The organism is Streptomyces sp. NPDC004838, from assembly GCF_053600955.1.
In genome coordinates this window covers 202,658-219,833 of the sequence record NZ_JBSGAW010000008.1, presented here as the reverse complement: position 1 = coordinate 219,833, position 17,176 = coordinate 202,658, and the positions used below count along the sequence as shown (strand labels likewise).

The window sequence follows — 17,176 nt, the reverse complement described above, 5'->3', positions numbered from 1 at the left end:
CGGTCGCCGCAGTAGGCTCCACCGGATGACCCTCGCTCATGACATGACCGGCGACGCGGGCTCGACGGCCCCGGACGTCGTCCTCCTGCACTCCACGGTCTGCGACCGCCGTATGTGGGAACCCCAGTGGCACGCCCTCGCCGACGCCGGACACCGGGTGGTGCGCGCGGACTTCAGGGCCTTCGGCGGCACACCGCCGTCAAACGTGCCCTACCGCGACGCCGACGACGTGATCGCCCTGATGGACGCCCTCGGCATCGAACGCGCGGCCCTGGTCGGCTCGTCGTACGGGGGACGGATCGCCCTGGAGATCGCGGCACGCGACCCCACGCGCGTGAGCGCGCTGGCGCTGCTCTGCGCCGGACTGCCCGGCCAGGAGGAGAGCGAGGAGGTCGCCGCCTTCGAGCGGCGGGAGGTGGAACTCGTCGAGGACGGCGACGTGGCGGACGCCGCGGCGTTCAGCGCCCGTACCTGGCTCGGCCCCGAGGCCGACCCGGCCACCCTGGCCGCCGTCACCCGGATGCAGCTCGAAGCCTACGAACTGCAGCTCTCGGCCGACGACCACGGATACGAGGGCACCGGAGACTTCGACCCGACGGCGCTGCGCGCAGTGACAGCCCCCGCCCTCGTCGTCTCCGGCGCCCACGACATGCCCGACTTCCGGCGGTCAGCGGCCCGGCTCGCGGACCTGCTGCCCACGGCCCGTCACCGGGAACTGCCGTGGGCCGGCCACCTCCCGAGCCTGGAACGCCCGGACGAGATCACCGGCCTGCTGCTGCGTCACATCGCGCTGATCGACCGCGCGTAGTTCACCTGGCCCATGACCTGCTGGAACGTCATCGGGTTCTGCGCCGGGATCATCGTCGAGTGATGCCTGCCGCCACTGGTGACGGTGACCTGGATGAAGCCCGTGGTCTGGTGCTCCTTCATCAGCAGGAAGAGCAGCCCCAGCAGACAGAAGACGAAGAAGACGACCGCCAGCACGATCGCGTGCGTCGGGATCTTCTCCTCGTGCCGGGACATGTCCGTCGCGTTCCACACGGCGCCCTTGAGCGGCATCGTTCCGGCGGGAGTGACGATCGTGTCCTGCATCACCACGATGTCGCCGATCGCCACCAGCGGCGTCGCCCCCATCGGCGGCGTGGGCATCGGCACCGGCACACCGCTGGGCTGCGTCTGGGCGTACCCCGGAGGCTGGTTCGGATAGCCGTACCCCGCCGCGGGGTATCCGTAGGCCGGCGTGCCCGGAGGAGTGTCGGGACCCCACTGGTACTCGGGCTGTCCGTCCGCCGCGTAAGGATTCGGCTCGGTCATCTTCAGGCTCCCCGCTTTCACCAAGTCAACTCACAGGCACCTAAATCCTGCCAGGAATCGCCGCGCGAGGAGAAGCCCGTCGCGAGATACGCCGGAGGGCTCCGCGCCCACGAGCGGGACGCGGAGCCCTCCGGGAGAGTCTCCGTACGGCGGACAGGCCGTCAGAAACGGCGCGTGATCAGGGCGCGCTTGACTTCCTGGATCGCCTTGGTGACCTCGATGCCTCGCGGGCAGGCGTCCGTGCAGTTGAACGTCGTACGGCAACGCCACACGCCGTCCTTGTCGTTCAGGATCTCCAGCCGCTGCTCCCCGGCCTCGTCGCGCGAGTCGAAGATGAAGCGGTGGGCGTTGACGATCGCCGCCGGACCGAAGTACTGGCCGTCGTTCCAGAACACCGGGCACGACGAGGTGCACGCGGCGCACAGGATGCACTTGGTGGTGTCGTCGAAACGCTCACGGTCCTCGGCGGACTGCAGCCGCTCACGCGTCGGCTCGTTCCCCTTGGTGACCAGGAACGGCATGACGTCCCGGTACGCCTGGAAGAACGGCTCCATGTCCACGACCAGGTCCTTGAGGACCGTCAGGCCCTTGATGGGCTCGATCGTGATCGGCTTCTCGGGATTGAGGTCCTTGATCAGCGTCTTGCAGGCGAGCCTGTTCTTGCCGTTGATCCGCATCGCGTCCGAGCCGCAGATGCCGTGCGCGCACGACCTGCGGAACGTCAGAGTGCCGTCGACATCCCACTTGATCTTGTGAAGGCCGTCGAGCACCCGCTCCTTCGGGTCGATCTGGATCGGGAAGTCCTCCCAGACCGCGTGCTCGGAGACCTCCGGGTTGAAGCGGCGGATCCGGAAGGTGACCGTGATGTACGGCGAGGCGGCTGATTCAGCCTCGACCTTGTCCATGACAGGGGTAGCCATCAGTACTTACGCTCCATCGGCTGGTAGCGGGTCTGGACGACCGGCTTGTAGTCGAGACGGATGGTCTCGGAGCCGTCGTCGCCGACCTCGCGATACGCCATGGTGTGGCGCATGAAGTTGACGTCGTCGCGGTTCGGGTAGTCCTCGCGGTAGTGACCGCCGCGGGACTCCTTGCGGGCCAGCGCGGAGACGGCCATGACCTCGGCGAGATCGAGCAGGTTGCCCAGCTCGATCGCCTCCAGCAGATCCGTGTTGAACCGCTTGCCCTTGTCCTGGACGGACACGTTCTTGTAGCGGGCACGCAGCTCGGCGATCTTCTCGACCGCCGTCTTGATGGTCTGCTCGGTGCGGAACACCATGACATTCGCGTCCATGGTCTCCTGCAGCTCACGGCGGATCTCCGCGACCCGCTCGTTGCCGGTGGAGTTCCGCAGCCGCTCCACCTGCTCGACGACCAGGGACTCCGGGTTCTCCGGGAGGTCGACGAAGTCGTTCGCGGCGGAGTACTCGGCCGCGGCGATGCCGGAGCGGCGGCCGAAGACATTGATGTCGAGCAGCGAGTTGGTGCCCAGCCGGTTGGCTCCGTGCACCGATACGCACGCGACCTCGCCGGCCGCGTAGAGACCCGGAACGACGGTGGTGTTGTCGAGGAGGACCTCACCCTGGACGTTCGTCGGGATGCCGCCCATCGCGTAGTGCGCGGTCGGCTGGATCGGGATCGGGTCCGTGTAGGGCTCGATGCCGAGGTACGTACGCGCGAACTCGGTGATGTCCGGGAGCTTCGCGTCGAGCTGCTCCGGGGGCAGGTGGGTCAGGTCGAGGTAGACGTGGTCGCCCTCGGGACCGCAGCCGCGGCCTTCGCGGATCTCGGTGTAGATGGAGCGGGACACCACGTCACGCGAGGCCAGGTCCTTCATGACGGGCGCGTACTTCTCCATGAAGCGCTCGCCGTCCTTGTTGCGCAGGATGCCGCCCTCACCGCGGGCGCCCTCCGTGAGCAGGATGCCCATCCGCCAGATGCCCGTCGGGTGGAACTGGAAGAACTCCATGTCCTCCAGCGGCAGCCCACGCCGGTAGCAGGCCGCCTGGCCGTCGCCGGTGAGGGTGTGCGCGTTGGAGGTCACCTTGAAGAACTTGCCGGTGCCGCCGGAGGCGTAGACGACCGCCTTCGCCTGGAAGACGTGGATCTCGCCGGTGGCCAGCTCGTACGCGACCACTCCGGCGGACTTGCGGACGCCGTCGACCTCGGTGATCAGCTGGTCGAGGACGTAGAACTCGTTGAAGAACTCGACGCCCTCCTTCACGCAGTTCTGGTACAGCGTCTGGAGGATCATGTGACCGGTGCGGTCCGCGGCGTAGCAGGACCGGCGCACCGGGGCCTCGCCGTGGTTGCGGGAGTGCCCGCCGAACCGGCGCTGGTCGATCGTGCCGTCCGGGGTCCGGTTGAATGGCAGGCCCATCTTCTCCAGGTCGAGGACGGCGTCGATGGCCTCCTTCGCCAGGATCTCGGCGGCGTCCTGGTCGACCAGGTAGTCACCGCCCTTGATCGTGTCGAAGGTGTGCCACTCCCAGTTGTCCTCCTCGACATTGGCGAGCGCGGCGGCCATGCCGCCCTGCGCCGCGCCCGTGTGGGAGCGGGTGGGGTAGAGCTTCGTCAGCACGGCGGTACGGCTGCGCTTGGTGGCCTCGATGGCCGCGCGCATGCCCGCGCCGCCCGCGCCGACGATGACGGTGTCGTACTTGTGGATCTTCATGAGGTGTCGTCAGCCCCGGCTCTAGCGGATGTTCGGGTCGAAGGTGAAGATCACCAGCGTGCCCAGCAGGATGGTGAACACCGTGGCGGTGTACAGCAGGCCCTTGAGCCACAGGCGCGTGTTCGGGCGCTCGGCGTAGTCGTTGATGACGGTACGCAGGCCGTTGGCGCCGTGCAGCATGGCGAGCCAGAGCATCAGCAGATCCCAGGTCTGCCAGAACGGGGACGCCCAGCGGCCCGCGACGAACGCGAAGCCGATCTTGGAGACGCCGCCGTCCAGCACGAGCTGGATCAGGAGATGGCCGATGACCAGGACGACCAGCACCACGCCGGACAGGCGCATGAAGAGCCATGCGGCCATCTCGAAGTTGCCGCGGGTGGAGCGCGGGGTCTTCCCGGTGCGCTTGCGGGGGGCCTCGATCAGCGGGGCCGGATTGTCCACGTCGTAGAGCGCCGCGCCCTCGACGGGACCGATCGCGGAAGAGGTGTCAGAAGACATGTCCGGCGTCAGCTCCCGAAGACTTCACGAAAGGCGTGTCCGAGGACGGGGTACAGGGCACCCGCCATCAGCACGATCCAGATACCCATCACGGACCAGAGCATCTGCTTCTGGTAGCGCGGGCCCTTGGACCAGAAGTCCACGGCGATGACGCGCAGCCCGTTCAGGGCGTGGAAGAGAACCGCGGCCACCAGGCCGTATTCGAGAAGCGCGACGATCGGCGTCTTGTAGACGGCCACGACTTTGTCGTAGTCCTCTGGTGAGACGCGGACGAGAGCGGTGTCCAGGACATGGACGAACAGGAAGAAGAAGATGAGGACGCCGGTGACTCGGTGAGCCACCCAGGACCACATTCCTTCCCGGCCGCGGTACAGCGTTCCAGCCGGCACGGAAGAACCCTCCGGGAGCAGGGACTGGGGCCTGCCGCCATCCTCTTACTAGGAAGTACAGCGGGTTGTCGGTCTGGCCCGGCCGGGTACGGTCCACCGGCCCCGGCCATCGTAGCGACGACTTGTCGGTTCGTTCGCGCGGGGTCCGCAGGTGTGATCAAACAGGCAATCAAACAGCCTCGGACGGGCTATCCGGAAGCCCTGGGACATGCGGAATCGGCCCCGTGTGAGATTGACCGGTTTCCGCCCGCCCCGGCGCGTCCGCACCGTCCGGTTCCGGATGCCCGGAGACCGCGTGCCTGAGCCGGGCGCGGGCGAGTCCCCGCAGCTCATCGGCGGATACGGCCCGTTCGTGGTCGGGATCGTGGGCGAGTCGCTTACGGATGCCGGCGAGCACCTCGTCGAGGTACTCCTCGGGTCGGTAGCCGTCGAGGCAGATCACGAACGAGTGTCCGAACTTACTTTCGTATGCGGCGTGGGCGGCGGCGAGCGCGGTGTGGGCGGCCTGCGGCGCGTCGGGCAGCGGTCCGGCCGGGTACTCGTCGGCCAGGGCCTCGCTCACATCGTCGGGGGCGAGGTCGTAGCCGGCCTCGTCGGCGGCGGCGAGCAGCGCGTCGAGATCGGGGTACGGGCGGTGGGCGGCCACCCGCTCGGCCCAGCGGGGGCTGCCGCAGCACGCGAGGAGGGTGGCGACCGCGGTTTCGGCGGGAGCGGTGTTGAAACGCTCCAGTCCGGCGGTCCCGCTCGCGCGCTGCACGGGTAGCTGGGGCCGCTCCGGTGTCCGAGTCTGGTTCCGGGCGATTAACGCCGAACCGGCCGGACCGGCCTCGCCGAGACGTGTCGTCGGCGGTCGCTTCGGGAGGCCGTCAGGGGAATCGCTGGACAGCGTGGGCTCCTCGAAACAGGACAGCGGTACCGCTGGGAAGGGAGAGGTGAGTGAGACGTAACGCTATCGATGTGTGCGATGGGCTGTCCGACGGATGCGCGATTTTCACCCGGACGGGAGAGTTTCAGCTCATGTGATAGACGGCGTAGGGGGCACTTCGCGGGGGTTGACCCACAAACGGGAGGTATCCGAGTGATGTGCCACTCAGCGCGCGGTCCCGGAAGGGGCCTTGGGAAGGGCCGTGGAAGAGGGCCCAAGGGCGTCGGCGATGCCGGAGATGCCATAGATGTCAGAGAAGCGAGAGAAGTCAGAGAAGTCGTAGATGTCGGAGGCGATCCGGGAAGCGGGGCCGAGCGGCGGTCCGAGCGGCGATCCGGGCAGGGACCCGGGCAGGGACCGGGGCAGGGACCCGGGCAGGGACCGGGGCAGGGACCCGGCTCTGGGCGATGTGCCGGATTCAGGCGATGTGCCGGATTCGGGCGGCGGCGCGGTTACGGGCGGGGTCGGTGGCCCGGCGCGATCGGAGCCGTCGGCGCGGCCCTGTCGATAGCCCTGCCGCTGACCCTCACCGCCTGTTCGTCGGGCTCCGGCACCGGATCCGGCGGTTCGCGCTCCGCCACGTCCGTCACCTCCGCCCGGACCGCGAGCCCTTCGCCGTCCATGACGTATCCCCTCTCCACCGCGCCGGCGACGATCCCCGCCGTCCGCACCCATGAGCCCGCCCGCGGCCCCGGCTGGCGGCCGGGCCCCGGTACCGGAGTCACCGTCGCCAAGGGCAGCGAGGCGCTCGCGGACGAGGGGAAGCTGCTCGCCGGGGAGCTGAAGATCGCCTACCGGGGCGTCGTCCCGGTCCGCGAGGGCGATGTGGAACTGGTGCTCGACCGTACCCAGGCCGGCGGCCCCGAGTCGTACACCGTCCGCACCGCCGGGAACCGGGTCCGGATCGCGGGTCCGGCCGAGGCGGGCGTCTTCTACGGCACCCGTACGCTCAAACAGGCCGTGCGCTCCGGCGGCGCGATGCCGGAAGGACTCGTCAAGGACGCTCCCGACCGGCCGCAGCGCGGACTGATGGTCGACATCGCCCGCAAGTACTACACCGCCGCCTGGCTGGAGGACCGGCTCCGCGAGATGGCCGATCTCAAGCTCAACCAGTTGGGCCTCCACTTCTCGGACGACCAGGGCTTCCGCATCGAGTCGTCGACCCACCCGGAGATCGTCTCGAGCGAGCATCTGACCAAGGCCGAGGTCCGGCGCGTCCTCGCGCTCGCCGACTCCCTCCACATCACCGTCATCCCGGAGATCGACTCACCCGGTCATCTGGGCGCGGTGCTCGCCCCCCACCCGGAACTCCAGCTGAAGGACGCGTCGGGCCGGCCGGTGCGCGGGGCCATCGACATCGGCAATCCCGCGTCCGCGCGGCTCGTGGACGAACTGCTGCGCGAGTACGCGGATCTGTTCCACGGGGTGTACTGGCATCTCGGAGGCGACGAGTACCAGGCCCTGACCAGGAAGAACCCGGAGGCGTCCTTCCCGGGGCTCGCCGCACTCGCCCGGCAGAAGTACGGGCCCCAGGGCCGCATCCAGGACCTGGCGACGGCCTGGGTGAACGACCGCGCGGCCGTGCTCCGCCCCCTGGGCAGAACGCTGAAGGCGTGGAACGACGGCTTCTTCCGGGGCGGCGTGGTCACCGTCGACAAGGACATCCAGGTCGAGTACTGGACGGGCAGGGAGATCGGGGCCCGCCCACCACAGGAGTACCTCGCCGAGGGCCGCAAGGTCGTGAACGTCAACGACGAGTACCTCTACTACGTCCTGGGCCAGCCCAACAACTTCATCTATCCGACCGGCCGCCGTATCTACGAGGAGTGGACCCCGTTGGTGCTCCGCGGCACGGCTCCCGTCGCGCGGAAGTACTCGAGCCAGATCCTGGGCGGCCGGCTGGCCGTCTGGGGCGATCTGCCGCAGGCCCAGACACCGGACCAGGTCGCGCGCGGCATCGCCATGCCCCTGCGGGCGACGGCCCAGAAGGTATGGGACCCGCGCGTGCCCGCCCGTAGCTGGCAGGACTTCCAGAACCTGGCGGGGCGGCTCGGCTGAGTGGTGAGCCGGTGATTCCGCGGACCGGGGATCCCGTGAACGGGTGATCCCGTGAAAGGGTGGGCGGAGCGATCCGGACGGGCCGGGCGGACCGAGTGGTGCGCCCGGCCCGCCCGGCGGACCGAGTGGTGCGCGCACCCTGGACGGGGTCGGCCCGCGGGCGTATCTTCCGCGGGCGGACGCGCGGTTCGCAGGCCGATCCGCGGGCGCTGTGGCGGTGCCCGCACCAGGGGGGCTCGCCATGGTCTGCTCCATGTGCGGTACGACGACCACAGCGAAGGCGACGACGGAGGCAGGGCTCTGCGCCAGGTGCGCGGCCGGGGTCTCCGACGAAGGGCCAGGCTCCGGTCGGGACCCCGGTCCGGACTCCGGCACGGATTCTGGTCCGGACTCCGTTCAGGACCCCGGCACGGGTTCTGGTACGGACTCCGGTACGGGCTCTGGTATGGGTTCCGTTTCGCGTTCCGGTTCCGGTCCGGGCCCGGCCGCGACCGGGCCGACGGCGACCGGTGCTCCCACCCCGGAGATCGGCTGGCCCTTCGTCTGGAGGAAGCCCGGCGCCCGATTGATGTCACCGGTCCCCTGCTCGCGCGCCCTGGTGGGGCATTTGGTGGCGCTGATCGCCGTGGAGACGGCCTCGCTCGTCACCGGCGCCGTCATTCTGACGGTCGACGGCCGGCAGGACCCGGGGCCCGAAAGGGAACTCGGAACCATCCTGGCGCTGACGCGGACGATGGCGAGCCTGCTGGTCGTGGTGCTCTTCCTCGTCTGGTTCCACATGGTCCGGCGCAACGCCCAGGTGTTCGCACCGGAGCTCCAGCGGTGGTCGGTGGGCTGGGCGCTCGGTGGCTGGTTCCTTCCGGTCGGCAATCTCTTCATTCCGCGCATGGTCGCCGGTGACCTCTGGACGGCGAGCGCCGGCGATCCGGTTCCGGGGCAGGGGAGGCGGCGTCGTACGGTGCTCGACCTCTGGGGCGTGGCATGGGTCCCCTGGCTGGTTCTGGTGCCGGCCCTCAGCTGGGCGAATCCCAGGATCACGGTCCTGACCACCGTCGTCTACGCGGTCGACATCGTGGCCGCTGTCCTCGCGATCGGCGTCGTACGCGCCATCACACGCATGCAGGACGCCAAGCGGGCCGGAGAGATCTGGTAGGCCGCAGGTGTGAGCCCGCCCGGGGGTGTGCGGGCTCACACCGCGTTGCCCGGGGCTCGAGCGGAAACCACAAGGGCTCCGCAAGCCACGTTCCGGGTGGCCCGAATGTAACAGAGGGATGGCACAAGTGTGTGCGATGTGCGCTCAATTGATGAACGAAAAGCGATATCGCCCAGCTTCGCGGAATCGTGGCGGCGCATGCCCTGGAAGGGGTACTTTGCGCCAAGCGACCTTCCGGCTGATGCAAATGCGCCAGGAGGCCCGCTGGTTCGCACGTGCAGTGAAGTGTGGAGTGACGTGCTGCGTCCGCGATGGGAGGCGTCCGATGGCGTCGAAATGCCTGAGGGAACTGATCGCGCAATCGGATGAGCGTGGCCTGGCGGCGAGCGGGCTCGCATGCCTGGAACGCTGTCTGCCGCTGCTCACCTCCGACACGGAGGTGCTGCGTCCGTTGTGGGCGGATCTGGCGGACGGGGCGGAGGAGTGGTCCACGGGGCTGGTGAAGGTCAGGGACGCGCTGGAGAGCCCGCCCACCGATGACGCCGCCGATGACGCCGCCGCCGTCGTACGGCAGATGCTCGTGGCCGCGCCCGCCGAGTGGACGACGGACCCGCTCCGCGCCTGGGCGGACGACTGCTCCATGGCCGCTCTCGAACTCCACCACCGCTTCGACATCCGCCCCCTCCCGCCGCCCGGAGGCGCCGCGTCGGAGCCCGTCGACGACGCCGGTCTCCTCAAGAGCTGCCGCGAGGGCGAGCCCGAGGGCGCGGGGCCGCTCGTCACCGGGGAGCTTCGGCGACAGATCCGGGTTCTGGAGATCGTCGCGGAGGGGGAGGGCGGAGCGGGGCTGAGGCAGGCGCTGGCCGTCTCGATCGAGGGGCGGCGGGTGCTGCGCGCGGTCGTCTCCCGGCGGGCCCGCGTCAAGCGCTGAAGTGGTCCCCGCGCGCCGCCGTCTCTGCCCGATCTCGGCACTCGATCCCCGTACCCGTCCCGAACGCCCGCCCCGAACACATGCTCTGAACGACTGTCCCGAAGAACCGGCCCGAGAGCAGCTGCCCCGATGTCAGGTGAAATGACCGGAAAGTCCACCCCTGGAGCGGGAGGACCCGGTGTGAGGGACACGCACGAGATCCTGATGCGCCCTCATCTGTGCGCCACTGCCGTACTCACCGCGAGAGCGGGATCGGAAGTGGGAACGGGGACGGGAGGTAAAGGGGGAAAGGGGCCGGGGGCAGCGGTCGGCTCGGTGGCCGGAGCGGTGGATGGAAGGACGACCGGGGCCGCCACCCCCCACAGGAGAGGCCCCGGTCGTCGTTCGCCGGGGCCGCTGGGCGCCCCCGTACTTCACTCAGCGCCGGGCGGGCGATTTCTGTCACAGCCCCGCCGGGGCGACTGTTCCGGCATATTGTTGCAAGTTGTACAAGCCATGGACGTAGCCCCTGGGGACGACGTAGCGTGCTGACTCGCGTACTCAGGGCGCAGGTTGATCCAGTGGTGACCAGCTGCGATTTCGAACAGGTAGAGGTAGTGCTGGGGGACGACGCGGAGCTGACCACCGCGGTGCTTGCGGCGCAGGACGGGGACGAAGGCGCCTTCCGTACTGTGTACCGCGCGGTGCACCCGCGACTGCTCGGCTATGTACGGACTCTCGTCGGCGAACCGGATGCCGAGGACGTCGCCTCCGAGGCGTGGCTCCAGATAGCCAGGGACCTCGACCGGTTCACCGGCGACGCGGACCGCTTCCGCGGCTGGGCCGCGCGCATCGCCCGCAACCGCGCGTTCGATCACATCCGGATGCGGGGCCGACGCCCCGCCGTCGGCGGGGACGAGACCGAACTGACCGGAAGGCCCGCCGATTCGGACACCGCGGGCGAGGCGATGGAATCGCTCGCCACCGGCGACACCATGGCCCTCATCGCCCAGTTGCCGCAGGACCAGGCCGAAGCGGTCGTGCTCCGGGTCGTGGTCGGCCTCGACGCCAAGAGCGCGGCCCAGACGCTCGGCAAGCGCCCCGGAGCCGTACGCACCGCCGCCCACCGCGGTCTGAAGCGGCTCGCCGAGCTGCTGAGCGCCGACGGCGTGGCGGCGTCAGTTCCCGCCGCGCGGGCCGGAGTCTCGCCGGAACGCCGGCCGCGGCCGCCCTACGGCCCTCCGGTCGACGGGCGCCGTGGCCCCGAGTATGCGCAGGCGCGTCCGGGGGCGTACGGTTCGGACGGCGCCGACCCGGTGGACGCGCGGACCCCTGACAGCGCCGCGCACGCCGGCGACCCGGCCGCCGGACCCGCCGATCACGGCACGGATCTGAACGGAGTACCACCGCAGCGCGGTCCGGGGCCGGGTTCTACCGCGTCGGCCGGTGTGACGCAATCACGGCTGCGTACGCAGAAGGACATGTGATGGCCAACGAGCGGTACGAGTGGCTTGACAAGGAGACAGCGGAACGACTGTTGCGCGGTGAACCCGTCGAAGCCCTCGATGAACGCGCGCGTATCCAGGTCGCACGACTGAATCAGGCGCTGTACGCCGCCGCCCGCCCGCAGTTGCGCACTCACCCCGATGACGGCGCCGGCGAGATGCCCGGTGAGGCCGCTGCCCTGGCCGCCTTCCGCAAGGTCAGGGCGGAGGCCGCGACCGGGGGCCAGAGCCTCGGAATGGTACGGATCGCTCCCCGGCCCCGCTCTCCGTTCCGCACCCGGCTGGGCCTGCCGGTCCGCTTCGGCGTCGCCGCCGCCGTGGCCGGATTCGCCTTCGGCGGTGTCGCGGTCGCGTCCGGCACCGGTTTTCTTCCCTCGCCCTTCGACGGCACTCCGGGACCCGTCAGTTCGGTCTCGGCGCCGACCCCGGATCCCCTGGTCACCGAGTCGCCCAGGAACCGGAAGGCGGTTCCGCCGCAGCCGTCCGGTCCGGCCGGCACGGTCGGCACCCCCTCGGCGACCGGCGACCCCGGCAGCGAGAGCAGCGACACCGATCCACCGGCCATCGCCACCGGCGAGGCCGAGGGGCCCGGCAAGGGGAAGAAGAAGGGTCAGCAGGGCAAGCAGGGCAAGCGGAAGACCGACCGTCATCTCAAGACGGTCAAAGCCTGCGAGGACTACCGCGACGGAACCATCGACGCCGAGAGCAGGAAGTTCCTGGAGCAGGCCGCGAAGGGCCCGGCCCGGATCCGTGAATTCTGCGACCGGATGCTGCGCGGCACCGGCTCCGGCACCGGCTCCGGCACGGGGACCGAGGCCGAGGCCGAGGCGAGTGAATCCGGTGGCGGCGACGATGCCGGCAACGGCGATTTCGCCGGCAGCGGCGGTGACACCACGGGCGGCGGAAGCCACAAGCACCGCGAGGGCTCGCGCGGCGCGGACCGCCAGCCGCAGATGTCGGGGCAGTAGCCCCCGCACTCTCGCCCGACGATTGGTCTACCCGCGCCCACAGGCTCGTCTGACCGGCCTCACCAGCGAAAACAAACTTCGCGGCCATGGGGTGTGACGTTTCTGGGCCGTCCGGCGCAGTAGAAAGTGAGCCGACTGGTCATCGGCAGCGCCAGAAGCCGGGGTTCCCCCCGTACCTGCGGCTGGGCGCACATGGCGCGGGCGGGACACGTTCCCCCGGTCCCGCCCGCGCCCCTTCCGCTCCGCCGGACGCACAGACCTCCGCCCCTCCGGGGAGCAGCCCGCGGTTTCGCCGCGGCGGCGTGGCACATCCTCGTCCCCCCGCGTATCCCCGGTACCCGAACAGATGAGTTCCCGTTCTGCCCGATGGCGAGTTCCCCCGCATGATGGGGAAGAAGTCGCGACAGCGGCACAGGGGAACAGCCCGGAGGACAGGCCCAGAGGACTGCTCTGTGAACAGTTCTGAGAACGGTTCTGAGAACGGTTCTGTGAACAGCTCGGATCGGGAGGCGGAGAGATGCCGGCGCGCGAGTCCGAATCGGGAGTGCCCATCGAACCGGTGTACGGACCCCGGTCGCTGACGGGCTGGGACCCGGATCAGAAGCTGGGCGAGCCCGGCGCGTACCCCTTCACCCGCGGTGTCCACCCCTCCATGTACACCGGCCGCCCCTGGACGATGCGCCAGTACGCGGGCTTCGGCACCGCCGCCGAGTCCAACGCCCGCTATCGCCGGCTCATCGCCCACGGCACCACGGGCCTCTCGGTCGCCTTCGACCTGCCCACCCAGATGGGCCACGACTCCGACGCGCCCATCGCCCACGGCGAGGTGGGCAAGGTCGGCGTCGCCATCGACTCCCTCGACGACATGCGGGTCCTGTTCGACGGAATTCCGCTGGGCGAGGTCTCCACGTCGATGACCATCAACGCTCCGGCCGCGCTGCTGCTCCTGCTCTACCAGCTCGTCGGCGAGGAGCAGGGCGTACTCGCGACGCATCTGACGGGCACCGTCCAGAACGACATCCTCAAGGAGTACATCGCCCGCGGCACCTATATCTTCCCGCCGGAGCCGTCGTTGCGGCTGGTCGCGGACACCTTCCGGTACTGCCGGGCCGAGATGCCCAGGTGGAACAGCATCTCCATCTCCGGCTACCACATGGCGGAGGCCGGGGCCACGCCCGTGCAGGAGATCGCCTTCACCCTCGCCGACGGCGTCGAGTACGTCCGTACGGCCGTGGCGGCCGGCATGGACGTGGACGACTTCGCGCCCCGGCTCTCCTTCTTCTTCGTCGCGCGGACGACGATCCTGGAGGAGGTCGCCAAGTTCCGGGCCGCCCGGCGGATCTGGGCGCGGCTGATGCGCGAGGAGTTCGGGGCCCGTGACCCCAAGTCGCTGATGCTCCGCTTCCACACCCAGACCGCGGGCGTCCAGCTGACCGCCCAGCAGCCGGAGGTCAATCTCGTACGGGTCGCGGTCCAGGGCCTCGCGGCGGTCCTCGGCGGGACGCAGTCCCTGCACACGAACTCCTTCGACGAGGCCATCGCCCTGCCCACGGAGAAGTCGGCCCGGCTGGCGCTGCGGACGCAGCAGGTACTGGCGTACGAGACGGATGTCACCGCCACCGTCGACCCCTTCGCCGGTTCCTACGCCGTCGAGAGGATGACGGACGACGTGGAGGCGGCGGCGCTGGACCTGATGCGGCGGGTCGAGGACCTGGGCGGTGCGGTGAGCGCCATCGAGCAGGGCTTCCAGAAGAACGAGATCGAGCGGAGCGCGTACCGCGTCGCGCGGGAGACCGACAGCGGCGAGCGGGTCGTCGTCGGAGTCAACCGCTACACGCTCGACGAGGAGGAGCCGTACGAACCCCTCCGCGTCGACCCGGCGATCGAGGCGCGGCAGGCGGATCGGCTGGCCCGGCTGCGGCGGGAACGGGACCAGCCGGCCGTGGACGCCGCCCTGGGGGCGCTCGGCGCGGCGGCGAGGGGCACGGAGAACGTCCTCTATCCGATGAAGGACGCGCTGCGGGCGCGGGCGACGGTGGGGGAGGTGTGCGACGCGCTGCGGGCGGTGTGGGGCACATACGTCCCCACCGACGTCTTCTGAGCCGCGTCGGCGGGGTTGGAGTTGGGGTCGGGGTCGGGCCCGTTATGTCCCGCCGCGGCTCCGGCTCGCTTCCGGGTCCGGTTCAGCCGCCCGTTCTCACCGTTCAGCCCTCGTTCTCACAGCCGGGATGCGAACGCAAAAGCGAAGTGTCGTACCCATGTGCCACACTCTGACTCATGCTGGGTGTAACCGATCTGCCGACGTATCTGGTGGGCCTTGTCCTGGTCATTCTGCTGCCGGGGCCGAACTCGCTGTACGTGCTCTCCGTCGCGGCCCGCCGAGGTGTGCGTACGGGATACTGGGCCGCCGCCGGGGTGTGGTGCGGCGACGCGGTGCTGATGGTGCTGTCGGCTGCGGGGGTCGCTTCGCTGCTCAAGACCAACGACCTGCTCTTCGGCCTGGTGAAGTTCGCCGGTGCGGGCTATCTGACCTGGCTGGCGATAGGGATGCTGCGGGCCGCCTGGTCGATGTGGCGCACCCGGCGCGAGCTGGCCGGAGCCGCGGGCGAGGCCGCCCCGGAGGCCGCCGAGCGGCCGTTCCGCAAGGCGCTGGTGATCAGTCTGTTCAACCCGAAGGCGATCTTGTTTTTTATCGCCTTCTTCGTCCAGTTCGTGGACCCGGCGTACGCCTATCCCGCGCTCTCCTTCGTGGTGCTCGGGGTGCTGGCGCAGCTGGCGAGCGTCCTCTATCTGACCCTCCTGATATTCACCGGCACCCATCTCGCGGCGGCCTTCCGCCGCCGTAAGCGGCTGTCGGCGGGGGCGACCTCGGCGGCGGGCGCGCTGTTCCTGGGCTTCGCGGTCAAGCTCTCGCTCACCAGCGCCTGAGCCCACGGCCCCGGCTCGCGTGCGCGTGGCAAACGCCTGCGGGCGCGGCCGATCGCCTGGGGCGCGGCCCGGCACTCGGCTCTCGGCACTCGGCAGCGTATGGTGCGCCTCGCCGGCGTCAGTGGTGCCAGGCCCGGCCGCCCACGTTGTGGATCATCCGCTGGAGGACCTTCAGGGTACGGACGTACTCCGCGTCGTCGATGCCGTCGTGGATGTCCGCCCGTACGATCCGCTGGCGGGCCGCCGCCTCCGCCTGGAGTTCCGTTCCCGCCGGGGTGTTGCGCAGCAGCCCGTCCTCGCCGGGTGCGACGAGCCGCCGGTCGGCCAGGGTCCCGATCTCCTTCTCCATGGTCGTGGTGCCGACCCCGAGATACCCCTCGAGGAACGCGGCCAGCTCGTCGCGGTCGCGGCCTCCGGGCGATTCGGCGAGCTGGCTGAGCACCCACCACTGGGGCTGGGTGAGCCCCACCTCGGCCAGTTGGGCGCGGATATGGGAGACGACCGCGTCATGGGCGGCCCAGGCCCAGTAGCCGATCGGCTGGCGTACGAGTCCGGCGTCGTCGTGTGAGTAGTCCATGCGGCGAACATAGAAACTCAAGTCCGCTTGAGGTCAAGGGCCTTCAGCGGCGGGCTGTCGGCATCGTGACGCGGCGGGGCCGCGACCGTGCCGACGGCGAGCAGCGTCAGCACCGAGCAGAAGGCGTAGACCCACCCCAGCAGGGCGAGGTGCGCCGGATACGCGGCGCCGACGGGCAGGTCGTCCTGGAGCCGGGTCAGCGCCGGCACGACGCGGACGGCCGTGGCGACGGCCCACACCCCCAGCGCGAGCCGGCTCGGCGTCCGCCCCCGGCCGGGTCCGTGCGCCAGCCAGATCATCGCCGGCACGCACCAGACCCAGTGGTGACTCCAGGAGATCGGGCAGAGCAGCAGTCCGGCGAGCTGCACGGTCACCAGCGAGCCCAGTGGATCCCGGCTGCGGACGGCCGCCAGGAGGGCGTAGGCGATGAGGGCGGTCAGCAGGACGGCCGCCGTGAGCCAGGCGGCCCCGAAGCCGACGTCATGGCCGGCGGTCCTGCTGAGCGCCCCACGGAGGGACTGATTCCGTACGGAGGAGATCCGGCCGATGCGGTCCGGGTCCATGACGAGGGTGTGCCAGTAGCGGGCGGACTCCCGTGCGGTGACCGCCCACGCCAGCGCCACCGTCCCCAGAAAGACCGCGAAGGCCCAGGCGGCGGCCCGCCACTGCCGGGTGACCAGCAGATACGCCCCTGTGACGGCGGGCGTCAGCTTCACCCCGGCGGCCACTCCGACCGCCGCCCCTCGGGTCACGGACTCCCGCGCGGCCGTGAGCCCCCACAGGACCAGCGCGCCGAGGACCAGATTGACCTGCCCGAGATCGAGCGTATGACGTACGGGCTCCAGCCAGAGGCAGACGGCCACCCACAGCATGATCCGCTTCCGGTCGAGCCGCCCGCCCGGAAGCAGCCGTCCGGAGCAGCCCACGATCACCGCGAGGGCGGCGACCGAGGCCAGCTGCCACAGGCAGGCCGCGACGGCTCGGGGCACGTACGACAGCGGCAGGAACACCAGAGCCGCGAAAGGCGGATAGGTGAACGGGAGCGACGGGAACGAGCCGCTGGTGACCAGCCGGAAGTCGTAGAGCTGCCCCCTCAGCACCTGCGGGGCGGCGGCCCAGTACACCTGGAGATCCAGTATGTCCGGGCGCGTGAGGAGCACGGTCACCCCATGGGCGGCTAAGGAGGCGAGCAGCAGCCACGCGGCGTGCCGGACGGCCCACCGGCGCGGGGCGGAGAACGCTCTGTTCGTCATGTCCGTGGTCCTACACGCCGGGGA

Annotated in this window: 16 protein-coding genes; 8 read left to right on the top strand and 8 right to left on the bottom strand. The window is 70.1% G+C overall.

What is annotated here, in order from left to right:
* Window positions 1–25 precede the first annotated feature (25 nt).
* The gene (locus tag ACWEFL_RS12250) at window positions 26–808 is read left to right on the top strand and encodes an alpha/beta fold hydrolase (RefSeq protein WP_451710747.1); all 783 of its coding nucleotides are present in this window, start codon (window positions 26–28) and stop codon (window positions 806–808) included.
* On the opposite strand, the gene ACWEFL_RS12245 is transcribed toward ACWEFL_RS12250, so the two are convergent.
* From ACWEFL_RS12245 to ACWEFL_RS12220, 6 genes are all read right to left on the bottom strand, one after another.
* Window positions 781–1,314, bottom strand: coding sequence for a hypothetical protein (locus tag ACWEFL_RS12245; protein WP_451710745.1), 534 nt, complete (start codon window positions 1,312–1,314; stop codon window positions 781–783). The genes ACWEFL_RS12250 and ACWEFL_RS12245 overlap by 28 nt on opposite strands.
* A gap of 161 nt (window positions 1,315–1,475) precedes the next feature.
* Window positions 1,476–2,234 (bottom strand): succinate dehydrogenase iron-sulfur subunit, encoded by a 759-nt coding sequence (locus ACWEFL_RS12240; protein WP_451710743.1) that lies wholly within the window; start codon window positions 2,232–2,234, stop codon window positions 1,476–1,478.
* On the bottom strand, window positions 2,234–3,988 hold the full coding sequence (gene sdhA, locus ACWEFL_RS12235) for a succinate dehydrogenase flavoprotein subunit (RefSeq protein ID WP_451710741.1): 1,755 nt from the start codon (window positions 3,986–3,988) through the stop codon (window positions 2,234–2,236). The genes ACWEFL_RS12240 and sdhA overlap by 1 nt, the downstream gene beginning before the upstream one ends.
* Window positions 3,989–4,009: 21 nt before the next feature.
* Window positions 4,010–4,486: a succinate dehydrogenase hydrophobic membrane anchor subunit gene (locus tag ACWEFL_RS12230; protein WP_451710739.1), complete on the bottom strand. Its 477-nt coding sequence runs from the start codon at window positions 4,484–4,486 to the stop codon at window positions 4,010–4,012.
* Window positions 4,487–4,494: 8 nt separating this feature from the next.
* Window positions 4,495–4,875, bottom strand: a complete 381-nt coding sequence (gene sdhC, locus ACWEFL_RS12225) for a succinate dehydrogenase, cytochrome b556 subunit (RefSeq protein WP_451710737.1) — start codon at window positions 4,873–4,875, stop codon at window positions 4,495–4,497.
* A 169-nt stretch (window positions 4,876–5,044) separates the two neighbouring features.
* Window positions 5,045–5,632, bottom strand: coding sequence for a 2-oxo-4-hydroxy-4-carboxy-5-ureidoimidazoline decarboxylase (locus tag ACWEFL_RS12220; RefSeq protein WP_451710735.1), 588 nt, complete (start codon window positions 5,630–5,632; stop codon window positions 5,045–5,047).
* Window positions 5,633–6,421: 789 nt separating this feature from the next.
* Between ACWEFL_RS12220 and ACWEFL_RS12215 the strand changes: the two genes are divergently transcribed.
* The 7 genes from ACWEFL_RS12215 to leuE all read left to right on the top strand — a co-directional run bounded on the left by ACWEFL_RS12215 (window position 6,422) and on the right by leuE (window position 15,322).
* Window positions 6,422–7,858, top strand: coding sequence for a beta-N-acetylhexosaminidase (locus ACWEFL_RS12215; RefSeq protein ID WP_451710733.1), 1,437 nt, complete (start codon window positions 6,422–6,424; stop codon window positions 7,856–7,858).
* A gap of 445 nt (window positions 7,859–8,303) precedes the next feature.
* The gene (locus ACWEFL_RS12210) at window positions 8,304–9,011 is read left to right on the top strand and encodes a DUF4328 domain-containing protein (RefSeq protein ID WP_451710731.1); all 708 of its coding nucleotides are present in this window, start codon (window positions 8,304–8,306) and stop codon (window positions 9,009–9,011) included.
* A gap of 325 nt (window positions 9,012–9,336) precedes the next feature.
* Entirely contained in the window at window positions 9,337–9,942 is a 606-nt protein-coding gene (locus ACWEFL_RS12205) for a hypothetical protein (protein WP_451710729.1), read from the top strand.
* A gap of 596 nt (window positions 9,943–10,538) precedes the next feature.
* Entirely contained in the window at window positions 10,539–11,408 is an 870-nt protein-coding gene (locus tag ACWEFL_RS12200; protein WP_451710851.1) for a sigma-70 family RNA polymerase sigma factor, read from the top strand.
* Complete coding sequence (locus ACWEFL_RS12195; RefSeq protein WP_451710727.1) at window positions 11,408–12,394, top strand: hypothetical protein; 987 nt, start codon at window positions 11,408–11,410, stop codon at window positions 12,392–12,394. The genes ACWEFL_RS12200 and ACWEFL_RS12195 overlap by 1 nt, the downstream gene beginning before the upstream one ends.
* A 517-nt stretch (window positions 12,395–12,911) precedes the next feature.
* A complete protein-coding gene (locus ACWEFL_RS12190) occupies window positions 12,912–14,495 on the top strand; it encodes an acyl-CoA mutase large subunit family protein (protein ID WP_451710725.1) in 1,584 nt (527 codons plus the stop codon).
* Between the two features lie 176 nt (window positions 14,496–14,671).
* A complete protein-coding gene (leuE, locus tag ACWEFL_RS12185) occupies window positions 14,672–15,322 on the top strand; it encodes a leucine efflux protein LeuE (RefSeq protein WP_451710723.1) in 651 nt (216 codons plus the stop codon).
* A gap of 118 nt (window positions 15,323–15,440) precedes the next feature.
* On the opposite strand, the gene ACWEFL_RS12180 is transcribed toward leuE, so the two are convergent.
* Both ACWEFL_RS12180 and ACWEFL_RS12175 read right to left on the bottom strand, forming a co-directional pair.
* Window positions 15,441–15,899 (bottom strand): MarR family winged helix-turn-helix transcriptional regulator, encoded by a 459-nt coding sequence (locus tag ACWEFL_RS12180; RefSeq protein ID WP_451710721.1) that lies wholly within the window; start codon window positions 15,897–15,899, stop codon window positions 15,441–15,443.
* A gap of 17 nt (window positions 15,900–15,916) precedes the next feature.
* Entirely contained in the window at window positions 15,917–17,152 is a 1,236-nt protein-coding gene (locus ACWEFL_RS12175; RefSeq protein WP_451710719.1) for a glycosyltransferase 87 family protein, read from the bottom strand.
* Window positions 17,153–17,176 lie beyond the last annotated feature (24 nt).